Annotated in this window: 19 protein-coding genes, 1 tRNA gene and 1 pseudogene; all 21 read right to left on the bottom strand. The window is 42.8% G+C overall.

Annotated elements, in window-relative coordinates:
* Positions 1–5: 5 nt before the first annotated feature.
* The 21 genes and pseudogenes from HMPREF9124_RS06525 to HMPREF9124_RS06425 all read right to left on the bottom strand — a co-directional run bounded on the left by HMPREF9124_RS06525 (position 6) and on the right by HMPREF9124_RS06425 (position 23,358).
* A complete protein-coding gene (locus tag HMPREF9124_RS06525) occupies positions 6–761 on the bottom strand; it encodes a L,D-transpeptidase family protein (protein ID WP_009428251.1) in 756 nt (251 codons plus the stop codon).
* Positions 762–1,049: 288 nt separating this feature from the next.
* Positions 1,050–1,985, bottom strand: coding sequence for a C40 family peptidase (locus HMPREF9124_RS06520; RefSeq protein ID WP_009427845.1), 936 nt, complete (start codon positions 1,983–1,985; stop codon positions 1,050–1,052).
* A 148-nt stretch (positions 1,986–2,133) separates the two neighbouring features.
* Positions 2,134–2,388: a DUF3343 domain-containing protein gene (locus HMPREF9124_RS06515; protein WP_036597695.1), complete on the bottom strand. Its 255-nt coding sequence runs from the start codon at positions 2,386–2,388 to the stop codon at positions 2,134–2,136.
* A 53-nt stretch (positions 2,389–2,441) separates the two neighbouring features.
* On the bottom strand, positions 2,442–3,731 hold the full coding sequence (locus HMPREF9124_RS06510) for a double-cubane-cluster-containing anaerobic reductase (RefSeq protein WP_009428596.1): 1,290 nt from the start codon (positions 3,729–3,731) through the stop codon (positions 2,442–2,444).
* A 274-nt stretch (positions 3,732–4,005) separates the two neighbouring features.
* On the bottom strand, positions 4,006–4,701 hold the full coding sequence (locus tag HMPREF9124_RS06505; RefSeq protein ID WP_009428521.1) for a B3/B4 domain-containing protein: 696 nt from the start codon (positions 4,699–4,701) through the stop codon (positions 4,006–4,008).
* A gap of 23 nt (positions 4,702–4,724) precedes the next feature.
* The gene (locus HMPREF9124_RS06500; RefSeq protein ID WP_009427805.1) at positions 4,725–5,999 is read right to left on the bottom strand and encodes an aminotransferase class V-fold PLP-dependent enzyme; all 1,275 of its coding nucleotides are present in this window, start codon (positions 5,997–5,999) and stop codon (positions 4,725–4,727) included.
* A gap of 9 nt (positions 6,000–6,008) precedes the next feature.
* Positions 6,009–6,935 (bottom strand): radical SAM protein, encoded by a 927-nt coding sequence (locus HMPREF9124_RS06495; RefSeq protein ID WP_009429562.1) that lies wholly within the window; start codon positions 6,933–6,935, stop codon positions 6,009–6,011.
* Between the two features lie 17 nt (positions 6,936–6,952).
* Complete coding sequence (locus tag HMPREF9124_RS06490) at positions 6,953–7,372, bottom strand: NusG domain II-containing protein (RefSeq protein WP_009428325.1); 420 nt, start codon at positions 7,370–7,372, stop codon at positions 6,953–6,955.
* 219 nt (positions 7,373–7,591) lie between these two features.
* Positions 7,592–7,664: transfer RNA gene (locus HMPREF9124_RS06485), tRNA-Thr, on the bottom strand.
* Between the two features lie 110 nt (positions 7,665–7,774).
* Positions 7,775–9,679 carry an ABC transporter ATP-binding protein gene (locus HMPREF9124_RS06480; protein ID WP_009427675.1) on the bottom strand — a complete coding sequence of 635 codons (1,905 nt, stop codon included), beginning with the start codon at positions 9,677–9,679 and terminating at the stop codon, positions 7,775–7,777.
* Positions 9,669–11,420, bottom strand: coding sequence for an ABC transporter ATP-binding protein (locus HMPREF9124_RS06475; RefSeq protein ID WP_009429773.1), 1,752 nt, complete (start codon positions 11,418–11,420; stop codon positions 9,669–9,671). The genes HMPREF9124_RS06480 and HMPREF9124_RS06475 overlap by 11 nt, the downstream gene beginning before the upstream one ends.
* Before the next feature lie 291 nt (positions 11,421–11,711).
* Positions 11,712–13,465 (bottom strand): annotated as a pseudogene (locus HMPREF9124_RS06470) (ABC transporter ATP-binding protein).
* Entirely contained in the window at positions 13,466–15,262 is a 1,797-nt protein-coding gene (locus HMPREF9124_RS06465; RefSeq protein WP_009429658.1) for an ABC transporter ATP-binding protein, read from the bottom strand. It abuts the pseudogene before it with no gap.
* A 16-nt stretch (positions 15,263–15,278) separates the two neighbouring features.
* Positions 15,279–16,859: a peptidoglycan D,D-transpeptidase FtsI family protein gene (locus tag HMPREF9124_RS06460; protein ID WP_009428307.1), complete on the bottom strand. Its 1,581-nt coding sequence runs from the start codon at positions 16,857–16,859 to the stop codon at positions 15,279–15,281.
* Positions 16,852–18,225: an FtsW/RodA/SpoVE family cell cycle protein gene (locus HMPREF9124_RS06455; RefSeq protein ID WP_009429432.1), complete on the bottom strand. Its 1,374-nt coding sequence runs from the start codon at positions 18,223–18,225 to the stop codon at positions 16,852–16,854. The genes HMPREF9124_RS06460 and HMPREF9124_RS06455 overlap by 8 nt, the downstream gene beginning before the upstream one ends.
* Before the next feature lie 91 nt (positions 18,226–18,316).
* Positions 18,317–19,147 carry a hypothetical protein gene (locus HMPREF9124_RS06450; RefSeq protein ID WP_036597693.1) on the bottom strand — a complete coding sequence of 277 codons (831 nt, stop codon included), beginning with the start codon at positions 19,145–19,147 and terminating at the stop codon, positions 18,317–18,319.
* Complete coding sequence (locus tag HMPREF9124_RS06445) at positions 19,095–20,417, bottom strand: peptidase U32 family protein (protein WP_009428118.1); 1,323 nt, start codon at positions 20,415–20,417, stop codon at positions 19,095–19,097. The genes HMPREF9124_RS06450 and HMPREF9124_RS06445 overlap by 53 nt, the downstream gene beginning before the upstream one ends.
* A complete protein-coding gene (locus tag HMPREF9124_RS06440; protein ID WP_009427924.1) occupies positions 20,417–20,800 on the bottom strand; it encodes a cell division protein ZapA in 384 nt (127 codons plus the stop codon). Before HMPREF9124_RS06440 ends, HMPREF9124_RS06445 begins: the two co-directional genes overlap by 1 nt.
* Before the next feature lie 20 nt (positions 20,801–20,820).
* Positions 20,821–21,813, bottom strand: a complete 993-nt coding sequence (gene ruvB / locus HMPREF9124_RS06435) for a Holliday junction branch migration DNA helicase RuvB (RefSeq protein WP_009428439.1) — start codon at positions 21,811–21,813, stop codon at positions 20,821–20,823.
* Positions 21,814–21,822: 9 nt separating this feature from the next.
* Positions 21,823–22,428: a Holliday junction branch migration protein RuvA gene (gene ruvA / locus HMPREF9124_RS06430; RefSeq protein WP_009429574.1), complete on the bottom strand. Its 606-nt coding sequence runs from the start codon at positions 22,426–22,428 to the stop codon at positions 21,823–21,825.
* 270 nt (positions 22,429–22,698) lie between these two features.
* Complete coding sequence (locus HMPREF9124_RS06425; RefSeq protein ID WP_009428882.1) at positions 22,699–23,358, bottom strand: nitroreductase family protein; 660 nt, start codon at positions 23,356–23,358, stop codon at positions 22,699–22,701.
* Between the last annotated feature and the right edge of the window lie 34 nt (positions 23,359–23,392).

The following is a 23,392-nucleotide window of genomic DNA, read 5'->3' as shown; positions in this document are numbered from 1 at the left end:
TCCTCCTAGTAATTCTTAATTTCCTCTTCATTTTGAAGAATCAGAATACTCAGTTTTTCTTTTAATAAAGGCAATAACTCTTCCATAGAAGACTTTTCTATTGTAATACACCCCGCACTCTCCCAAGTACCGGGGGATTTGATATGTAAGAAAATGGCCGATCCCCTCCCGTACACAACAGGATCTTGATTGAAACCGATTGCAAGCGCTTTTTCATAGCAAATCTTATAGTTCCAGAGCTGCTCGCCCGCAACAGGAACTTCTTTTTCCACCCACTGATTGTAAGTGGATTTTTCTCCGGACCAGACGGAATTTTTCTTGATTTGACGATAAGGCAACAAAGTATTTTCTTTCTCCTTAAAGCCGAAGGCAAAGGAAATCGGAAATGCACCTATAGGACTCGTTTCATCTCCTTCTTTGCGCTCTTCCGCCTTTTTCATTCCCTTTCTTCCGTAACCGTTTTTCCACTCTTTCAGCTTAAAATAACGATCCTCTCCTTTATTCCAAAGGCTCAATTGGTGGTCTAATACCAAAATAACTTGGGATTCTCTCTGCCCTACCTTAGATGCAAAGAGAGCCTTTCCGATTCTTTCTTCCTTTTCATCGGATTGACTTTCCGGAAGTTTATCATCAAACTCTATTGCCTCATAAGAAGGTTTCTTGTTGTCCTCTTCTGCAATTTTCTTTTCTTCAAGCTTCCTCCGGTACTCATCTCCGGGACCTGCAAAAACCGAGAACCCGACAGAAAAACAGAGGAGCAAAAAAATAATCCATGTTTTGTTTTTAATCTGTTTATTTTCATATTCTCAAATTATTCTTTCTAATTCATAACGAGTATCATGCGCAAAGCGTGCGATATCTCGTTTCGCCAAGACCTAGCTATAATACTCAATTTTTTTCTTTCTGTAAATATGAAGACAGAAAGGCAAATAAGAAAATATTTAAAGGGAATGACATAATACGAAAAAAGAATATTTTCAAAAAAAACGAGACGGTCGAACCGTCTCGTAATACCTCGAAAATAAATCTTTCAAAAAACAAAACATCAATCAACGAAGATATCTTCCAAAACCGTAAGCCTTTGCATAGTGGTAGTCGTGTTCTCTGACAAAGTCTCCTGTTCTTGTATTATGAATAATGGTGCCATTTCCGGAATAAATACCGACATGATAAATTGTGCTTGGAGAAGAACCATAAAAAATCAAATCTCCGGGTTGTAATTCCGCTTCGGAAATTTTAATGGATTCCGCATATTGAGACCTGGAATCTCTCGGAATAGATATTCCAAACTTTTTAAACACCTGCTGTGTAAAACCTGAACAGTCCGTTCCATTAATCAGAGAACTACCGGCTGTTTTATAGGGAAGCACGCCAATAAAAGATCGTGCATAGGTGATTAAATCACTCATATCCTTGTTGGCATTCAGTGCAGCGTTAATCGTATCCAAATCCGGATCTCCGAAAGAATCACTCAAATCCAAGATGTCACTTCCATCTTTCTTATCCTGTAATTTTTTATCCGGCTGATTGGACTTACCATTCAGTACATTCTTTCCGGCAGAAATGGAATTTTCTTTAATCTCCTTCACTTCCGTACCAAGATTCAGATCACCTTCCATCTCCACGGTACCGGTACTGTACTCATTTTTTCCATTTGTAAACACACCTGTTTCACTAACGGACTTCAACTTTACAACACCATTTTCAATCCAGGCTCCTGTGGAATCTACAGTATAACCGTCAATTGTTTTATTGGTTTGTAACCATCCTTGGCTGTCAAAATAATAACACTCCGCAAAACCGTCCCCACTGCTGTCAATCCATGCCCAAGCAGACTTCGGATAAGTTCCGTCCAAGTGATTATACCACCATTTATTTTTATTTTTTCCGCTCCCCTTTTGCCATTGCCCTGCATAGGCAGGAACTGCAAGAAATACGGAAAGAGCAGCTATCGAACATAGAGCTAAAAATTTCTTATTTCTCATACTAAACCTCTTCTTCTAAACTTTGTTTATCATAAAGCAAAGCTTCCCTTTTCACAAGAACAAAACTTAAATTGTAAGTTTTACTCTCAAAAGTTTAGGTTTTTGTAAGTTTATAAAAAATGTCGCTCTTTTTTTGAGCGACATTTTTTTATAAATAAGCATCTCTTTTGGGATTTAAGTTCTCCTGAATTTCTTTTATTTCTCGATATACAGCTTTATTTTCCTGTAAATAATGCTCCAGGTTCTGAAAATCTTCCTTCATGATTCTTAAGCACACTCCGCAACAAAGACTGGCTGAACGAGGGGTAGGCGCTATAACGGAATCAATCCCTGCATTTTGCAAGTCTCTATGCATTTTTATTGCCTGCTCATGATTGTCAAATAAAATGTAATAATTTAACATATTTGAAATATCACCATATTGTATAAAAAATTTTATGTATATTAACCATTCAATTAATTAGTTTTATTCGCTTCAATCATTTCGAGAAAAGCACTGACACGGGTTCTCAGTTGCTCCGCATCACTGTCTTCATAGTCGGTTTCCAAGCTTAAAACCTTGTATCCCTCTTCCTTTAAGCGTCTCTCAACGAAGTAATTTTCCGTAGCATAGAGATTACAGAACTTTAAGTTTACATTGAGAATACCGTCTACCTGATATTCCTTGGCAAGTCTTAGGATATCGTCGATTCTTTCCGGGTTCGGAGTAAAGCAAGCACAATGAATATTGTTGAAATAACGTTCCGTAAGGGCGGAAGCAGCTTCTTCCATGGTCTTGTTGTTTTCTTTTACGGTATGGGTAAAATAACGGGTTCCCGTACAGTTTTCTTCGCAAACCACGATTCCACCGCTGGTTTCCACAATATTATGCATCTTCCAGTTCGGAATGGCCATCGGTGTACCGGTAAGTAAAATTCTCGGAGCATTCTTCGGAGATACGGAAATCCCCTCCTCTATCCTCTTTTCCAGCTCATCACAAAGAGTATTGACTTGAGCCGTCAAACGCTCCGGATCATCAAAGAAAGCAATCTGCATAATGAGAAGCACGTCTCTTCCGCTAATCGGTACGCAAGTATTTTTTCTGCAATTATAGAGTCTCTGCAGTGCCTTTCTCTTTTCATTTACAATATGAATAGCTTGATTTAACTTATCAATATCGACTTTATTTCCCGTAAAGTCTTCCATAACTTTAACAAAGTCAAGAATTTCTCTATCCCAAGCAGCTGCGTCCTGCGGTCTTTTTCCATGTGGAAGATGCATAATGTGCATCTTGACATCTTCGGAAAGAATTTCGTAGGCCTTCTTTTTTCCGTCACAGGTCGTCTCTCCCACAAACATATCGGCAATACGGAAATAAGGGCAGGTTTTACCCAGTCTTGCACCGACAGATGCCTTAATCAAGGGGCAGGTATTGGCGGGAAGCACCTTTTCTCCTTCCGGTACCCAGAACTGGGAACCGCCGCAAAGACCGGTAACAATTCCGTTTGCCGCAATAATTACCTCATCCGGAACAAAGACACAGAATGTACCAATGACCTTTCTGCCTTCTTTTTGTGCTTGAATCAGTTCTGCAGGACGAATCCCGTGAATATCCGCAGTAACCATATTGAAATAATCCATCCCTTTCGGACGGTTCTCCTGTGTTAAAAACACATCGCCGAATGCACCCGGAAGGGCGGCACAAAGTAAGTCGTGTTTATCCAGATCCATTCCCAGATCGGACCACATCTGATGGTTCTTGTCCATAATTTGACCTCCTGAAAAAAATGATTTGATTCATAAGCACCTATACAGAATGCTCGTAATAAACGAGATTTCGCACGCTTTGCACGCGACACTCATTCTGAATCAAGAAAGACACCGGAAATCGTTCCGATGTCTTTGAGGGAACTCACGCTCCATAAGTCCCTCGGTAACACAAAATGGTTTCTATACCATTATACCGAGCAAAAAAGATCTTGAGAAATAGTGAGTTTGTATAAAATTATGGATTTATATAGATTCTTTATAAATTTTTTGTCTAAATTTCTGTATTCTCATCTCCATAAGTAATAACATGTGTAGTAAATTCCATATCCGGCATACATTCCGCCATATCCTTTCGGATACGCTCCAAGGCCTCCAGGCGCATCTCTACGGAAGTATTGGCATTTCCCTGGATGATAAAAATAGCATTCTTCGTATTCTCGTCAAACTTGTAGTTTTCTCCGTCACGAACATCAATCCAAGCCATGATGCCCTTCTTATCCTTGTAAACATAATCCGTTTCCGCCACATTCTTCTCCGGGGCAAGAATCGGGTAAAAAATATCTTCCTTTTTGCTGACCGTAAAGCAGATTTCTTCCTCAATCTTATCGAAATCATGTCCGCCGATAGCAAGGAAAGAATGCAGGGACTCTACATTGTAGATATCTACAATGCTGTTAATGTTTGGTATAGAACCGCGGCGCTTGATATTTTGAATAAGGGCTACAGCCGTAGGGGGATTCTTCTTAGTACTTCTTCCTACTGCAGAAATAGAGTCGATATAGCCCTGATTAACAGGATGCTTCGCCGCTTCCTCCGCATCACAATTCAGTGCCCACTCTTCCATCTTCTTCTGCTTCTCGAGGAAGGCGTCCGAGAGCTTTGCAGCAGGATTTACATTTTTGGCAATGGCAATCACAATACTCTTTTTCCCTAAATCGGCAATACTTTTGTCCACAATAATTTTCATAGAAAAATCTCCTTTGCTAAAATTTACTTTTCTTCCTCCAATAATTCCCTCAGAGCATCGGCAGCTATCTTTACTTCCTGATCTGTATTCGCAAAGCCAAAGGAAAAACGAATCGTTCCCGTCGGATAAGTCCCCATGGTTTTATGGGCGGACGGGGCGCAGTGCAGGCCAACTCTCGTCATAATACCATAGCGTGTATCCAGCTGAAAAGCCGTATCGGAAAGTTCTCTTGTCAGAGTCTGAATGGAAACCACTCCGGTACGCTTTTCCATATCTTTTTTCCCGATTATTTTTAATTTTCCTTCTTTTTCTAAGGGACCCAGCATTTTAAGAAATTCTGCAGTAAGATGCAATTCATGCTTTCTGATTTTTTCTAAGGCTGCTGAAAAGCATTGTTCTACGGAAAATGGAGTTTTGCCGAAAACTTCTTGCACAGCACTGTTTTCTTTTAGACTTTCCCCCTTTAATAAATCAGCTTCTCCCAGCTTTCGGAGCCAGTTTAGCGCGGCATGCAAGCCGAAAATTCCCGGTAAGTTCGGTGTTCCCGCCTCAAAACGATCCGGCATAAACTCCGGAACCGTCTCTACATTGCTAAGGCTTCCGGTTCCTCCGGAAATCAAAGGTTCTATTTTTAGAACAAGTTCATCTCGAAGAATAAAGCCGCCTATCCCCTGCGGTCCTAAAAGTCCTTTGTGACCGGTAAAGCAGAGAATATCGATATGCATTTTTTCCATATCGATTGGGAAAACGCCGGCTGTTTGCGCCGAATCCAAAATAAAAATCAATCCGTTTTCTTTGCAGAAATTCCCCACTTCTTGAATAGGAAGCATGGTGCCGAAGACATTACTGGCGTGGGTCATTACTACTGCCTTTGTGTCCGGACGAAGACAGCTCAAAAGCTTTTCCGGTTTTAAGCTGCCATCTGACTCACACTGCACTCTTGTAAAGTTGATTCCCTTTTTTTCCAGCTGCCTGATAGGCCGCATTACCGCATTGTGCTCCATAGAAGAAACAATGACATGGTCTCCACTACGCAAAAGACCTTTTAGTACTACATTCAGGCTTTCCGTAATATTCCTTGTAAATACAACATTTTTATAATCCGGCGCATGAAATAAGGCTCCAATCAACTCTCTACATTCAAAGACAACGGTTTCCGTATCATAGGCAGTAGCATATCCGCCCCGATTTACATTGGTACCGAGCTTTGTCATGTAATCGTAGACCGCCCTTGGAACTTCTTCCGGCTTCGGAAAAGAAGTTGCGGCATTATCCAGATATATTTTTTTCTTTTCCATCTGTCTCTCCTATAAAATATTTTCCAAATCAAACATCGTCTGAGCAGGACAGTCCTTGTAGGGAAAATCCGTGGCATAGATCGATTCCTTCTGCTTAAATTCTTCTATCCATTTGTCCAGTTGTTTCAGCATTTTTTCTCTATCTTTCGCTAAGGTACCCCAAACTCGCTTTCGAATACAGTCGTGAAAGGAATCATAAAATAGTTCCGTTCCGTCCGTAGCCAAAAGTTCCACCAGTCTTCTATCTTCTTTTAGGTTTTCCAGTTCCGTTGCCGGATGAAAGCATCCCTTTACTATGTCCTGATACAAGGGTGTATCGGAGGAAATAAACATGGAAAAGTTCACGACAAATTCCGGTTTTGTCCGATTTAGAAAAGCGGCCAGGGCTTCCGCATTTTCTATCCCTCTCCCCTTTCCTGCGACACCGCTCATGATATGCGCATCATAAATCATACCGGCATTTTTAATTCTCGCAATTTCCCGCTCCGCTTCCGCTACATCATGCTCCTTATGCATAAAGGATAGGACATCCGAAAGTCCACTCTCTATTCCGATATAGAGATGCTTGTAGCCGTTCTCCGAAAGAGCCCTAAGCTCCTCGTTCGTTTTTATCCGAATGCTTGTGACGGTTGCGTCAGAATTAATTATGTCGCATTCTGGAAAATACTGATGGATTAAATCCAGTATTTTTAAAAGCTGTTCGGTTTTTAAACCGAAAGCACAGCCGTCTCCTAAAAAGATCTTCTTAGGCTTTCCTCCTGCGTTCTGAACACGCTGAAGCTCTTCTTCTATCTGTGAAAATGAAAGCTCTCTGTAGTGCAGGTCACGAAAGAGATTGCAAAAATGACAGCCGTTATAAGGGCAACCGACAGTCACGGGCAACATATAGGAACTCTTCTCCATAGGAGAGCGACAAATCCTTCCCTCGTAGTCCATCAAAGCCTCCTTACCATTCAACTTACAATCTGTAAAATCAATCCGTGGGGAAGACAAACTATCGGTAAGTCCGCATTCTCTGCACTTATTGCCGGCGTATGCACACAGATTTGATTATTGCAATTGGATTCTGTGCAAAGCACCTTCCCGTCTTTTACTTCAATAAAATTCACCTCGTGCATCGCCGGATTTCGCTCGTCATCTGACAAACTGCTTAAACTTTCCTCAAAAGGAACTTCTTTGGCTTCCTGGTCCAGAATCATAAACTTGGCATCCTTTCCGAGCTCATGTTCCAGAAGGATTTCTCCATTTTTTAAAACACGAAGTTTTTGAGAGGGCTTGGACAGAAGTTTCGGAACAAAATAAGATAAGCCTGCTATAAAAAGCACGATTAAGACGATTCCGATAATGACTTTTAACTCTTTTTTATTCTTCATGGATTACTTCCCTATTCCCTTACTTTTCTTCACTTTCTTACTTCTTTACCTTCTACCTTCTCTATTTCTTTACTTCCCCGGTTCTTTCTACTCCTATTTTTTCTGTACCCTAGCTTTAGCCCCGTTTACGCAGACAAGCTTATTTAATCACTATTTTCCCATTATAGCAGAGAAAAACAGAAAAAAACAGGGAAGCCAAGCTTCCCCGTTTCCCTATTCGGCCACAAACCGGACTTGAACCGGTGACCTTCTGATTACGAATCAGATGCACTACCAACTGTGCTATTGTGGCAACCACTGCAGTATAGCACAGGTTTTCAGCATTGTGCAAGCAAGAAATTTTGCTGCAATTCACTTTGCTTTTACAAATTGGCATCAAAAAATCCATTTCCCTGCAAGAAATTATTCCAGCTCAAAGGCTCCGGTATAAAGCTGGTAGTATTTTCCTTTCTCTGAAATCAATTTCTCATGGCTTCCTCTCTCGATGATTTCCCCTTGTTCCAGCACCATGATGACATCGGAGTTCTGTACAGTGGATAGTCTATGTGCAATAACAAATACGGTTCTACCGGCCATTAAAGCATCCATGCCCTTCTGTACGATGGCCTCCGTTCTAGTATCAATGGATGAGGTTGCCTCGTCCATAATCAGAACGGGAGGATCGGCTACCGCAGCTCTGGCAATGGATAGGAGCTGTCTTTGTCCCTGAGAAAGGTTTCCTCCGTTTCCACTAAGCTCGGTATCGTATCCGTTCGGAAGTCTTGTGATGAAATCGTCTGCCCCTGCAAGGCGCGCCGCTGCAATACACTCTTCGTCAGAGGCATCGAGCTTTCCATAACGAATATTTTCCATTACGGTACCGGTAAACAGTACGGTATCCTGCAGGATAATCCCGAGAGAACGGCGAAGATCTCCTAAGCAAATGTCATAGACATCGAAGCCGTCATAAATAATCTCTCCCTTTTGAATGCTGTAAAAGCGATTCAAAAGATTAGTGATTGTGGTTTTTCCGGCACCGGTAGCTCCTACAAAAGCCACCTTCTCACCGGGATGGGCAAAGACATTGATTCCCTTTAAAATCATGCGCTTTCCGTCATAGGAGAAATCGACGTCCCGAAGCTCCACATCTCCCAAAAGACGCTTCAGAACGACAGTGCCGTCCTCCTTTACTTCCTTCCATGCCCACATTTCCGTGCGATCCATTGTTTCCACAAGTTCTCCGTCCATGTCCTTAACGCTTACAAGACGAATATGACCGCTATCCTCTTCCTTCATCTCATCCATTAAGGCAAAGACTCTCTTTGCTCCGGCAATACCCATCACCACGGCATTCACTTCCGACGAAATCTGCCCCACCATGCCGGCAAACTGTCTCGTCATATTAAGGAAGGGAATGACGATGGAAATGCTTAACGCCAAACCGGATATAGAAAGATTCGGTACCTTATAGGTTAAAAGGATGCCTCCCAGAATCGCCACCAATACATAAAGAATATTGCCGATATTTCCTAGAATCGGCATAATGACGCTGGAATAGCGGTTTGCCGAATTGGAAACGGAGAAAAGCTCCTCGTTATAGCGGTCAAAATCGGCTATCGCTTCCGTCTCGTGATTGAAGACCTTCACGACCTTTTGCCCGTTCATCATTTCTTGGATGAAGCCCTCGGACTTCGCAAGTTCTTCCTGCTGGCGAACAAAGAAGTGACCGGACTTTCCGCCGATATCCTTTACAACTCGAATCATCAGGATAGAGCCTAAAATAACGAGGAGGCTTAGCCAAAGAGAGTAATATAACATCAGAAAAACAACCGTCACCATAGTAATAAAGGAAGACAGTGCTTGCGGAATACAAATCGAAATAAACTGCCGCATGGAGTCAATATCGTTTGTGTAATGACTCATGATATCTCCGGTCTTATTTCTATCAAAAAACGAAATCGGAAGATCCTGCATGCCGTCAAACATCTTTTGTCTGTATTTTTTTAAGGAGCCTTGTGTGATTGTCGCAAGATTCCAGTTATAAATAAAAGCGGCCAGTAAGGAAATACCGTATAAAATTGCGAGGATAGTAATTTGATGAAAAATCGGCTCGGAAACGGACTTCCATTCGCCGCTTTTATAAGCCCTTTCCACGAGGCTGATGATTTTCTGCTGGAATAAGGATGGTATCGCGGAAACTACGGCATTGACCAAAATCAAAACAAGCGTAAGAGGCAAAAAGACCGGATAAAAGCTGAAAAGTGTTTTTAGAATTCGTTTCAAAGTCGGGAAGAAATCTTTGTCGATTCCTTTCTTTTTATTCTCCATCTTTTTCCTCCTTTCTGTTTTGTGACTCATAGGTCTCCCTATACTCTTTCGAGCTTTCCATTAGCTTCTCGTGATTTCCCTGCGCAATAACGCGCCCCTTATCCATGACCAAAATGAGGTCGGAATCCTGCACGGAAGCAATTCGCTGTGCAATAATAATTTTCGTAGTATCGGGAATGAATTCCTTAAAGCCCTTTCGAATCAAAGCATCCGTCTTTGTATCCACCGCGGAAGTCGAATCGTCTAAGATCAAGACCTTCGGTTTTTTAAGTAGTGCTCTTGCAATACAAAGTCTTTGCTTCTGTCCGCCGGAGAAATTACTTCCTCCCTGCTCCACACGACTTTCATAGCGCTCCTTCATATTGTCAATAAATTCGGCAGCCTGAGCAAGCTTGCAGGCATGCTCGATTTCTTCCTGCGTAGCATTTTTATTTCCCCAGCGCAGATTCTCCGCTATCGTTCCGGAAAAGAGGATGTTCTTCTGTAAAACCACGGCTACCTGATCACGAAGTACAGTCAAATCATAGTTCCGTACATCCACTCCGCCAACCAGAACCTCTCCTTCCGTTGCATCATAAAGACGGGAAATAAGCTGGGTTAGAGAAGACTTCGCAGAACCGGTTCCGCCAATGATTCCCACCGTCGCGCCTGACGGAATGTGTACTTCCACATCGGAAAGCACATTTTTCTTGGCATCTTTCGAATATTTAAAGGAAACATGATGAAAATCAATGGACCCGTTCGGGACTTCCATGACCGGATTTTCCGGATTTTGTAAGTCGCTTTCTTCCGTAAGAACCTCTACGATTCTTCGAGTGGACTCAATGGAAATGGAAACCATAACGAAAACCATGGCCACCAGCATCAGGCTCGATAAAATCAGGAAGCTATAGGTCAGTAAGGCGGATAGTTGTCCGACATCCAGACTTAAGCCCTGTGTAATTACAACGAGGTAAGAACCGAAGCTTAAGATAAAAATAACCCCAATATAAAGGCAGAACTGCATTAAAGGATTCGTAATCGAAACAAGCTTCTCCGCCCGAATAAACTCATTCGCAAGCTTTTCCGCCCTATCGTTAAACTTCTTTTTCTCGTACTCTTCTCTTACAAAGGCCTTTACAACTCGCATCCCCTGCACATTTTCCTCGATGGAATCATTTAAGGCGTCATAGTTTTTAAAGACCTTATCGAACATCGGCATAGCCTTCGCAATCAGAATCGCAAGAGAGGCTCCCAAAAACGGAATCATGATGCAGAAAATGATAGCCATTCTTCCGCCAAGAAGAAAGGCGGCCGTAAAGGCGAAAATCATCATTAAAGGCGCACGAAAAGCCAGACGCACAAGCATCATATAGGCCATCTGCACGTTACTGACATCCGTAGTCAGTCTGGTAACCAAAGAGGAAGTTTCAAAGCGGTCGATATTACTGAAGGAAAAGCCCTGAATCTTTTGAAACATATCTCTCCTTAAATTTCTGGCAAAACCGGTCGATGCGGAAGACGCATAATTTCCGGCCTTGATTCCGCAAACTAAAGAAAGCATAGCCATAATCACAAGGACTATGCCATAACGCAAAATCATAGGAAGGGAAGCATCCACCTTCATCTGATTAATCAGTCTTGCCGTAAAGAACGGAATCATGCACTCTAAAACCACTTCCGCACTGACAAAGGCGGGAGAAAGCATAGAGTCTTTCTTAAATTCCCTTACGGACTTAGACAAGGTTTTTATGATTGTCATATTCTCCTCCTAAAACTGAAAAATACACGGTGATCGGAAATCCTATTTCTAAACAGAATAATAATTATAACTTTTATAACATTAACATCCCTTTTCTACACGTTGTAAAGGATAAAGTCTGCCACATAATAATGAGTATCCTGCAAAAGCACGAATACTCATTAAATACGTGACATTATAAAACAAAATACGGCAAAAAGTAATATGGATTTTTTGAGAACATCGGTTCGTGAATTTTTCCAAACTTTTTTAAGCACGAAGCGTCACTTTTTTGCGTACTGTTTCGTGTTTCTAGCTTGCCTGGAACTGGCTTTCATAGAGTTCCTTGTAGAAACCGTTTTCCTGAAGAAGCGCATTGTGACTGCCCTTCTCGATGATATTTCCGTCTTTCATAACGAGAATACAATCCGCATTTTGTATGGTGGAAAGTCTGTGCGCTACAATAAAAGCGGTTCTGCCTTTCAGCATTTCCTGAAAAGCGCTCTGTACTTTCTGTTCCGTTCGGGTATCGATGGAGCTTGTTGCCTCATCCAGTATCAAAATAGTCGGATCCATCAGCATCACTCTTGCAATGCAAAGCAGCTGCTTTTGTCCCTGAGAAAGATTTCCGCCGTCCTCGGCAAGAATAGTATCATAGCCTTTAGGAAGCTGCATGATAAAATAATGACAGTGCGCCCTCTTGCAGGCCTCTTTCACTTCTTCCAAGGAAGCATCCTCTTTACCGTAACGAATGTTTTCGAAAACGGTATCGGATTTTAGCCAAGTCTCCTGCAGTACCATGCCGTAGGCTCTTCGAAGAGAAGCTTCTTTAATTTTTTCATAAGGAAAGCCGTCCAGATAAATCTCTCCCTGATTGGGAGGATAAAAACGCATTAAAAGATTAATTAAAGTTGTCTTTCCGCAGCCGGTAGGACCGACAATCGCAATTGTCTGCCCGGGCTCTACCTCCAAATTAAAGTCCGTTATCAGCTTCTGTCCTTTTTGATAAGAGAAATCCACATGGGAAAGAGCCACTTTTCCGCTGATTTCCGCTCCCAGTTCCTGTGTTTCTTTCGTTCTGTCCATGGGTTTTTCATCCAAAAAGGAAAATACCCGAGAGGCGGAAGCCAGAGAATTTTGCAGCTCCGTAATCACGGAAGTAATGTCATTAAAGGGTTTTGCATATTGGGTGGCATAGGCCAAAAGGGAACTTAAGCTTCCTACGGAAAGCATCCCGAGAATGGCCAGATATCCGCCGATTCCGGCAACAAGCGCATAGCCCAGAGCATTTAAAAAACGGGTCAGAGGGTTCACGAGAGAGCTGTAGAAATTCGCCTGCATACTGGATCTGGACATTTTCTCATTCTTCTCCCGGTAGAGCTTCTCCATATCCTCTTCCTTTTGGAAAGCCTGAATCAACTTGATATTCCCTACCACTTCCGTTGTAAAGCTTGAGGTCTCTCCTCTTTCCTTGGACTGCCTTTGGAAATAAATATAGGCACGCTTTGCAATAAACTTCGCAATAAAATAGGAAAGCGGCGTTATCAGAAGTAGGATAACGGCTATCTTCCATTCCAAAATGAAGAGGAAGACAGCTGTTTCTATAACCGTTAGAACTGCCTGCAAAAATTGATTTAAGCCCATAAGAATCCCTTGGGAAAATTGCTCTATATCCGTAGTTAGTCTGCTGAGGAGGTCCCCGGGTTTCTCCCTGTCATAGTAGGAAATCGGAAGCTTCTGCATATGATGAATACAGTTTCTTCGGAGATCTTCCACGAGCTTATAGCTTAAATAGGTATTCACCTGATTCATGCACCATTGGAAAAAACCGTAAAAACTAAGATTACAAGCATAAGAAGGAGAATCCGGTGTAAACCCGAAAAATTCACCTTACCCTCGGAAAGCAAATTGTCAATTCCCTTTCCCATCAGAATAGGAAGGGTCAGGGATAAAACCACAGTTAAAAATGAGAGAAAAAAGGATAAGAATATCCAAAGCTTATAGACCTTGGCATATTGCAAAATTCTTCGAAAGACCTTACCTTGGGTATATTTTTTCTCCTCCATTTACAACTCCTCTTTTTTAAGCTGGGAAAGACAGATCTCCTTGTATACCGGAGAACTCTCCAAAAGAGCCTTGTGCTTTCCCATACCGACTATTTTTCCCTGATCCATGACGATAATTTTATCCAGGTCTCGGATACTGGCCACTCTTTGTGAAATAATGATTTTATTTTCTACCCTTTTATAGGCGGACAGTGCATGTCTAAGTTTTCTTTCCGTAGCAAAATCCAGTGCGGAAGAAGAATCGTCCAAAATCAGGAATTTAGCCTCTCCTACCAAAGCTCTAGCAATGCAGAGCCTCTGCCTCTGCCCTCCGGAAAAATTCTTTCCCTCCTCTGTAACAGGAAGTTCCAGTCCCTTTCCCTTTTCCTCTATAAATTCCTTCGCACAGGCCATATCGAGCGCTTCCCAAAGCTCTTTATCCTGCGCATTTTTTTCTCTCCAAAGAAGATTCTCTCTAACGGTTCCGGAAAACAGCACCGCTTTTTGCGGAACAAGCGCTATAGAACCGAAAAGTTCCTCCTTCACATAATTCCGCTGGTTTTTTCCAAAGAGTCGAATTTCTCCGCTGTAGCATGGATAAAAGCCGGAAAGAAGGGAAATCAAAGTCGTCTTTCCGGAACCTGTTCCCCCGATTATTCCGAGACTTTCTCCTTTTTTTATGGAGAAATTCAAGTCGGAAACGGCATATTCTCCATTATTTCCATAGGAAAAGGAAACATTTTGAAAAACGATGGCTTCTTCCTCATCCTTAGAGGTATTATCTTCCGTGTTCCACTTTGAATCACTCTCTATTTCTGCATTATCCATGCTTCCGTATTGTCTTGATAAATCTGAAGAGGCCTCTTCTACCTGTTCATTTTCTATTGCAAAAACCTCTTCCACTCTGTCTAAACTGGCGAGTCCTTTTAAAATGAGGATAATCAAGTTGGCAAGCTTAAGAAGCTCCGCAAGAATCTGGCTCATATAGTTCGTAAGAGCCACTACATTTCCCTGAAAAAGCCTGCCGTCGTTCACAAGCCTGGAACTGAAATACAAAATTCCCATAAGACCGAGCTGAATAATAAGCATGCTTAGAGGATTCAGTAAGGAAGAAATCTTTCCCACTTTTACCTGCATGGCCGTATAGGCTTCATTACTTTTCTGAAAGCCCTCCTCTTCCTTTTTTTCTCTGTAAAATGCGCGAATTACCCGGACACCGAGAATATTCTCCCGAACCTGCTTCGTAATTCTCTCCAACGCTACTTGAATCTTCTTGTAAAGAGGCATCGTAATCAACATGATTCCGAAAATAAGGACGGAAAGAAGAACCAGCACTAAGATAAATAGCAGAGAAATGGAGGGAGAAATACGAAAGGCCATAATCACTGCCCCGAACACAATAAAGGGGGAACGGAGAAACAGGCGTAAAACCATGTTTACCGTGGATTCAATCTGAAAAATATCGGGACCGAGCCTTGTCAGTAAGGAGGAGCTTCCAACCTCGTCAATATTACTGTAGGAAAGATTCAGGACCTTATGAAATAAGGCATTGCGATAGGACTGTCCCACATGCATCGCCACTTCCGCCGCAAAATACTGTGCTACTATTGCGCAAGATAGACCTATCAGGGCAAGGAATAATAAGAGAAAGAGACTTCTCCAGATTATTACCGTATTTCCCTTTTGAATTCCACTATCAATCATATAGGAAATAACCATAGGGACAAAAAGCTCAAAGAGGCTTTCCAAACATTTGAAAAGCGGTGCAATGATACTCTTCCCTTTTAACTCAGAAATATACGATAATAGCCTTTTCATACTTCTTCCTTCGTTTTTACTTTAAATACAAATCAAATAGTTCTCTTGCAAGAGGCGCCGCCGTTTTTCCGCCGGTATCTCCATCCTCCACCAAAACAGAGACAGCAAGCTTCGGATCGTCCATCGGAGCAAAGCCCACAAACCAGGCATTGGTCTTCAGCTTTCCGCCTTCCTTCACTTGTGCCGATCCCGTCTTTCCGCAAACCTGATATGCCTTGGTTTTTAAAGCGGAAGCCGTTCCCTCCGTAACGACAGAACGCATAAATTGTTTTAAAGCATCGCTCTCGGAAGAAGACATCAGTGTAATTTCTTCTCCCTTTGGAAAATGATGCACCGCCGTTCCTTCTTTTGACTTTACTTCAGAAAGAATGGTCGGATAAATAAGTGTTCCGTGATTTGCTATGGCTGAAACCATGCAAAGGTTTTGCAAGGGACTACAGAGAGTCTCCCCTTGCCCGATTCCGCTTTGCATCTTAAGCCAGGTCGGAGAATCCGCTGTCAAGCTAAACTGCCCTGCCTTGGAAGGAAGCCCAATAGACAAGTCCTTGTTGTAATAAAAATCTTCCGCTAAGCTTTGAAGGCGATTTACATCAATCTCCGAGCCGATAAAAGCAAAGGCCGAGTTACAGGACTGCGCAATAGCCGACTCGAGATTCACCGTCCCGTGCACCTCTCCGTTATAGCAGTGAACCACATTCGCGGGATTGGAAGGATCCACGTATTCTCCCTTACATTTAAAGCTGAAATCCTGCCAGTCAGTCGGATGCTCCCGAATATATTCCAGTGCCATAAGGAGCTTGAAAGTCGATCCCGGCGGATAGAGTCCCTGTGTTGCGCGATTTACAAGATTCCCGTCCGTATTCTCTTCGGAAATTAAACTGTCCCAATTTTCCTGTAATTGATTCGGGTCAAAGGAAGGCGCGGATGCCATGGCAAGGATTCTTCCGCTGGAGGGTTCCATACAAACTATGCTTCCCTTTCTTCCGTCCAGTAAAGAATAGGCAAGCTTTTGTAAATCCGCATCTAAAGACGTAACCAAAGTATCTCCCGGATTTTTTCTGTTTTCGATTTCATTCATAAACTTCTGTAAGGGATTGATGCCGGAATTCGTGAGGTAATAATTCCCAAGGGATTCTATGCCTGTCTTTCCCTTCACGCTGTAGCCCACAGGATGGGCGAAAGCAGCGCCTCCCGGATATTCTCTACTTTCCGTTCCGTCTTCTTTCGTCATGGTTTTTGCAATGACCATGCCGTCAGCCGTTTGAATTTCCCCTCTTACCGTCTTTTGCGCCAGATAATCAATTCTTGCATTATAAGGGCTTGCCATCTTATCTTCTGCCTGAAACAGGATGAAATGACAAAAATAGACAATCATAGCAAAGAATATGAGAGCAAAAAGATAGATAATCCCGAGCATTTCTCGATTTTGCTTTCTTCTTATCATAGCAAGTTTCGTTTCGGAAAGAGCTTCCTCCCGTCTTCTCTTCGCCTGTTGTCTTCCTTCCGTCTGTTTCTCTCTTTGCTTATTGATCACGTTCTCCGGATTCTTCTCTTTCCCTTTTCGGCTTCTTTTCTCTTCGCTATCTTCTCTACGCATCTTCTTCCTCCGACTCCATTTCCTGTTGTTCTGCGCTTTCCACGTCTTCCTCCATTTCTACCTCATCTTCCTTACCCTGGATAATAAAGAGGGACTGGAAAAGGGCAAATACGATAAAACTGGAAATCAAACTGGATCCGCCGTAGCTCATAAATGGGAGGGTTACGCCGGTGGAAGGTACAAACTTAATTGCGCCTCCAATCGTGAGAATCACTTGAATGACATAAATTACGCTTAAGCCCAGAGCCACAAGTTTATAGAAGGAGCTTTCCATATCTCTTCCCATCATCATCATTTGCATAAAGCAGGAAAGGCAGATAAGGATTAGGCAAATGGCCACTACCCCTCCCATTTCTTCGGAAAGAGCGGAAAAAATAAAGTCATTTTCCACAATAGGAATCTTATTGGGAAGTCCCTGAAAAAGGCCGAGTCCCAAAAATCCGCCGGTACCTATTGCAAAGAGAGATTGGGTAATCTGATAGCCCTTCCCCGCCATATCTCTCCAAGGGTCAATAAAGGCATAAACTCTGGTTCGTACATGAGAAAATAAGCCGTATGACAGCACTCCGGCTAAAGCGGAAACCAGTCCACCTGCCAAGAGGTAGAGAAGCTGATTTCTCGCAACATAGAGCATAAAAACATAGGAAATAAAAAGAAGCAATGCGGAACCCAGGTCTTTACAAAGCACCAAAATGATGCCGTGTACTGCCGCAACACACGCAGAATGGATAACTCCTTCCCGGCCGTGTTCTTCAGAGAGAATTCCCGCTATCGAAAAAACAAAGGAAAGTTTTACAAATTCCGAGGCCTGAAAACGAAAACCGAAGAGACTAACACTCATCTTGGCACCGAAGTTCACTGTTCCCAGTACAAGCACAAGAAGTAAAGACAGAATCCCGATTCCTGCGAAAATATAGCGAAACTTCTGAAAATCCCAAACCTTATCCACGATATAGGGAATCACTAAAACAAGGAGGCTTGCAGCCATGGCAACCGCAAACTGTTTAATCGCCTTAGCCTCCTGCAGTCTTGCAAGAAGAATCCAGCCAAGAGCGAGAAAAAGGCACTGATTATTCAATAATACCTCGTTATAGAAAGGATAGAGCTTCTTCCAAATAAGAGGATAAAGCAAAAAATAAAGAAGCTGCGGCAGATAAAAATAGATATAAAACAGATTTCCCGTCTGAAAATATAGCACTGCATAGGAAATAAAGTGAAGAAGAAGCAATATCTTATATAAAAGACCGGAGAGCTTCTTTTTTCCCTCTCTGTAATCTATCGATAAATTTCGAAACAGCCCGTAGCTGTATAAAAGCATTAAAAGAATGCTGACAATCTTGGCAAAACTGCTGAAGAGATTTCCCATACCTATCCCCCCTTACTAAAACGCATACTTATGAAAGCTGCAATGCGGAAGCTTTATTTCCGAACTGTTTCTTTCCTGAATTTCTCTACCTCTACTCAATTCCTTTATGAAAATGCCCTCTGGTAAAACTCTTATTCATCTTTCCCTGAAGAACCTCTTCCACTTCATTTTTACTCTCCACCGTGAACTCCAGGCGAAGGCTGTCGGGCTTAAGGGCTGCCACTTCTTTTTCCAAACCGAATAAAGAAAAAACATCGGCATTGAAGATTTGATTATAGCAGAATTTACAATACAAACGTACAGATAATTCTTTATTTTGTCTATCTTTTAATCCTAAAATATGGTTCTTTTTCGTGCATCCGTTTCTTGTTTTTTCAACACAGTTGGCACTCACCATCATAGGAAGATGTCCATAAAAGAGAAGCTCAGTCGAAAGACCGGCTTTGTTTGCCCAAGAGGAAAAGTCTTTATCCTCCCGGAAATTCAGCTCTATCGGGAAAGTCACGGTCTCTGCACTAAAATCCTTCCAAACCTCTAAAGCAGAGGCATTGTAGCTGTAAAGCGTATAATCAAAAACGGAGTGAAAGTTTTTTCTTTCCACTCTCTGTAAGACCGAAACCTGATCTAAGCTCCGAAACAAAAAGGCGGAAAAAAGAGAAGTTTCATCATTTTCCGTAAGCCAGGAAAGGCAGGACTTTCCCGGGTCTTCCCGTCTTTCAATTCTTCGAAATCGAAGCGCAGCTTCTATCCCTCTTTCTTTTATTTTCTTGGCAAAACGCCGGATTTCCTCCTCCGAAAAAGAAGCTTCATCCAAATAAATACGCTGAATATTCTTCACCTTGAGGCATGCTTCCAGCTGCTCTTCTCTTTCAACGGATACCGTTAAACTCCCGATTTCTCGGATTTCGTCTAAATTTGGCAAGAATAGCCTCCCTTACTCTTTCACATCCCTCTCTCCTTAAGGCATTTAAGGCGGAAAGGGGAATAAATACCTCTTCTTCTCCTGTAATACGCAAAGCTTTCGGATAAAAGCAGCTGTTTCCGAGCTTTAAGAGCTGCTTTTCCATTTCGTCCTTCGATGTGGCTCTCTGCTTCGCTTTCTCCACGGGCTGCTCTCCAAATACGCTGATTCGAATATCTTCCTGTTCCAAGGACAGCTCTAAAACTGCACCGCTCTCCACCTTAAGCTCCATAGATAGGGGAAGCTTTCTTTCCCGCTCTTCCATGGATTTTCGAAGAAAAGCGGTAAGTTCTTCCTCTTCCTTTCGAAAAGGACGGTCTACGAGAGCAATCATGTCCTTTGCATTGTGCTGATATAAATAGGAAGTCTCTCCCCCTCGGTCATACACCGCCTTTAAAAGTTTTCTGTCCTGATCGGAAACCGTATAACTTTCCCCCTTTAAGGCTAAATCAAGGTATTTCCGGTAAACGGAAACTACGGTTGCCGTATACAGTTCCGACTTCATTCTTCCCTCAATTTTCAAAGAATAGGCACCGGCTTTTAAAATCTCCTCTAAAGAATCCAGTGTATTCATATCCTTCATACTCAGGAAATTTCCCTTTTTCCCGGCTGTAGTATATGGCAGGCGGCAGGTTCCCGCACATCTTCCTCTGTTTCCGGATCTCCCTCCGAGAAGAGAGGACATAAAGCAGGCACCGGAATAGCTGTAGCACATCGCGCCATGCACAAAAACTTCCAGCTCCGCTCCGGTAGACTCATAAATATCGGAAATATCTTTAAGAGATAGTTCTCTTGACAACACAATTCTCTCCATACCAAAAGAAGAGAGGAGCGAAACCGCCTCTCTCGTGTTGGCTGTCATCTGGGTACTGGCATGCAGGGGTAAATCCGGATAAGTCTCCTTCAAAACTTTGGCTACCCCGAGATCCTGCACAATGACGGCATCCACTCCCGCTTCTACATAAGGATCCATATATTCCGGAAGGTTTTCCAGTTCGCTCTCCTTAAACAGCGTATTCACCGTCATAAAAAGCTTCACCCCATAGAGATGGCAAAACTCGATTGCTAAGAGGAGTTCATCTTCTTCCGATACGGAGGACTTCGCAAAGGCTCTTGCCGAATATTTCTGTCCACCCATATAAACAGCATCGGCTCCGGCAAAAACCGCAGCCTTACAAACTGAAAGGGAACCGGCAGGTGCTAAAAGCTCCGCCCTGTATTTTTCCCCCATTATTTTTCTCCTTTATTTCCTTCTGTCTCAAACAATCTCTTCTGTGCCTTTTCGAGCTCCTGTAAGACACCGTCCAGCTTCATCTGCGACTTAACCAGATCATGCTTTAAGGAATAAATCTCCTTCTCCAGCTCTTCCTTTTCCTGCTCCGCCTTTTCTGTCTTAGCCTGCTCCTGAAAAAGGTCATCACAAATGTTGAGTTGCAAGAGAATGGAGCGAAGATCCTCATCCAATAATCTGTAGTTCTTAAATTCCTTTTTAAAGGAGGTAATCTTTGCGTTTAAGTAATTGGAAACACTGACAAGATAGGCCTCCGACTCCGTTCCGCTTACCCTGACTATTTTTCCGTCAATGATTACATCTACTGTATTTTTATCTCCCATTGCTTCTCACCTTTTCCCGATTATTGGACCAGACCTAAATGTCTGTATGCACTTTCTGTTGCGACTCTGCCTCTTTTCGTGCGATCAATGAGGCCTTGCAGTAAAAGATACGGCTCAATCATATCCTCTACCGTTCCGCTGTCTTCTCCGAGACTGACTGCCAAAGTTTCGAGGCCTACCGGACCTCCGGAATATTTATCCACAATTGCCGTAAGATAGGCTCTGTCATTTTGATCGAGGCCCAACTTATCGACATTCAGTAAATCCAGACTTTCCTCTGCCACTTCTTTGGTAATCACGCCGTCGTACTTTACATCCGCAAAATCCCGGATTCTGCGAAGCAGACGATTGGCAAGTCTCGGTGTTCCTCTCGAGCGCATCGCAATACTCTTTGCCCCGTCCTCTTCAATCGGAACGGAAAGTACCTTGGCACTGCGAAGCACAATTTTCGTAAGCTCTTCCTTCTTGTAAAATTCCAGCTTACTGATGATTCCGAAACGATCTCTTAAGGGGGCAGATAAAAGGCCGGCTCTTGTTGTTGCACCGATTAAAGTAAAATGAGGAAGCTCTAAACGAAGGGAACGGGTACTGCTTTCCTTTCCAAGAAGGACATCGATTGCAAAATCCTCCATGGCAGGATAAAGCACTTCCTCCACCTGACGATTCAATCTGTGAATCTCATCGACAAAGAGTACATCTCCCTCGGAAAGACTGTTTAAAATGGCAGCCATCTCTCCCGGTTTTTCAATCGCCGGCCCCGAGGTAATCTTGCAATTTACACCGAGTTCGTTCGCAATGATATTGGAAATCGTCGTCTTTCCAAGTCCGGGAGGACCGTAAAAAAGGCAATGATCCAAGCTCTGTTTTCTCTTTTTTGCCGCTTCGATATAAATCGAGAGCATTTCCTTCAGCTTTTCCTGCCCTATATAGTCGGAAAGCATTTTGGGACGAATCTTCGGTTCATAAACCAAATCTTCCCGGCTTTCTTCTGTCTGAATTAGTCTTCTTTCCATGCCCATTCCTTAAAAAGCGAGTTTCCGTAAGGCGGAGCGTAGTATTTCTTCCGCATTCATCTCCTCTACATTCGGCGTCTTAACGATGGCTATCCTTGCCTCCCCCTGCTTATAGCCAAGAGAAAGCAAGGCTTCCATTGCTTCCTGCATGGCTTCACTAAAGCCTCCTGAAAGCGGCTCTTCAGGCTCCACAGCCCCGGGTAGCGCATCTTCTACCTGTAATTTATCCTTTAATTCGAGTATCAAACGTTCTGCAGACTTCTTTCCGAGACCCGGTGCCTTTTGAATACGCTTACTGTCCGCTGAAAGAATCAGCGCAATCAGCTCTTCTCTTCTAAAACAGGAGAGAATCCCGAGAGCGGTCTTCGCTCCGATTCCCGAAACCGAAATCAGTTGCATGAAAAAGTCTCTATCCTTCTCCGTAAAAAAACCGAACAAGTCCTGTCCGTCTTCCCGTACAGAAAAATAGGTATGTAAGAGAAGCTCTTCTCCAATAGGAGGGGCTTCCGAAAGCACGGAAATCGGCACTCTTACGCCATACCCCAAGCCCCCGGCCTCTATAATCAGACTATCCTCTTTTTTCTCTCTCAAAATCCCATGTACAAAACGAATCATATTTTCTCCAATCCGAAATAGTCTAGCATAAAAGCGGGGTTTTCTCAACGGAAAGAAAAGCCATTGAGTACTCCTTTTACTTATGTCTTGCTTAGGTATACTCCAGCCTTTCTACACAGAAATCACTAAAACATAGAATGTAAATATAAAATACATCTTCTAAGCAGTATAGGTCTGAAAGTGGGGCACGCTTTCAGACCTATACTGCATCAAAACTATATGTTTTTTATTTTTTTAACAGAAACTTTCTTTAAGCTAAAATTCTAATCCTTAAGCCCACTCGAAGTTTTCTTTTCCGGCAGCCGCTTCAAAGTGATACTTTACAAGTCCGGTATCAATCCCCTGGAACTCTCCTGCCTTATACTCAAAGTGAACGGTATTGCCCTTTCCTTTAATGTAGAAGGACTGACGGTTGAAGGCAGTCGGCGCCATAAGAGCATACTCTACACCGTCCTTAAACCACTGCGGTGCCTCTCCTTCGTAGGAGCAGACCTCGAAGTCATCCTTACTGTGATGCACACTTCCCTGTTCCTCACCGTAGCCGATGGAAATCACACCGTATACCGTATGATCCGGACACTCCTTCTTTACTGCATCCTTATTAAAGCTTGCGCCTACCCACCAGGTATTTAAACCGAGTTCCTGCGCATAGAGCATGATGTCTGCACTGGCATAGCCGATTTTCTCTTCTACCCCTTCAGCTGGATCTGCAGCAAGGATAATGAAGTTCTTGGCATTCTTCGTGATCAGCTTATCGATTAACTCTGCAAAGGCGGTACCGTCTTCCGTACGCAGTACCAGATTTAAATGATGCTCTTTATTTAAAGCCTCGATTCTTTCATTCAGCTTCTTTACAATTTCCTCCGGTAAAACAGTATCCTTATACTTTCTTACCATGTGTCTTTTCTCCATAGCCTCTCTGATTGTCATTGCGCTCCTCCTTAAAATATATGACTCTTTATAA

It is taken from the genome of Oribacterium sp. oral taxon 108 str. F0425, assembly GCF_000214455.1.
Taxonomy (GTDB): Bacteria; Bacillota; Clostridia; order Lachnospirales; family Lachnospiraceae; genus Oribacterium; species Oribacterium asaccharolyticum.
The sequence above is the reverse complement of the archived record's forward strand: the minus strand, read 5'-3'. Positions and strand labels throughout refer to the sequence as shown.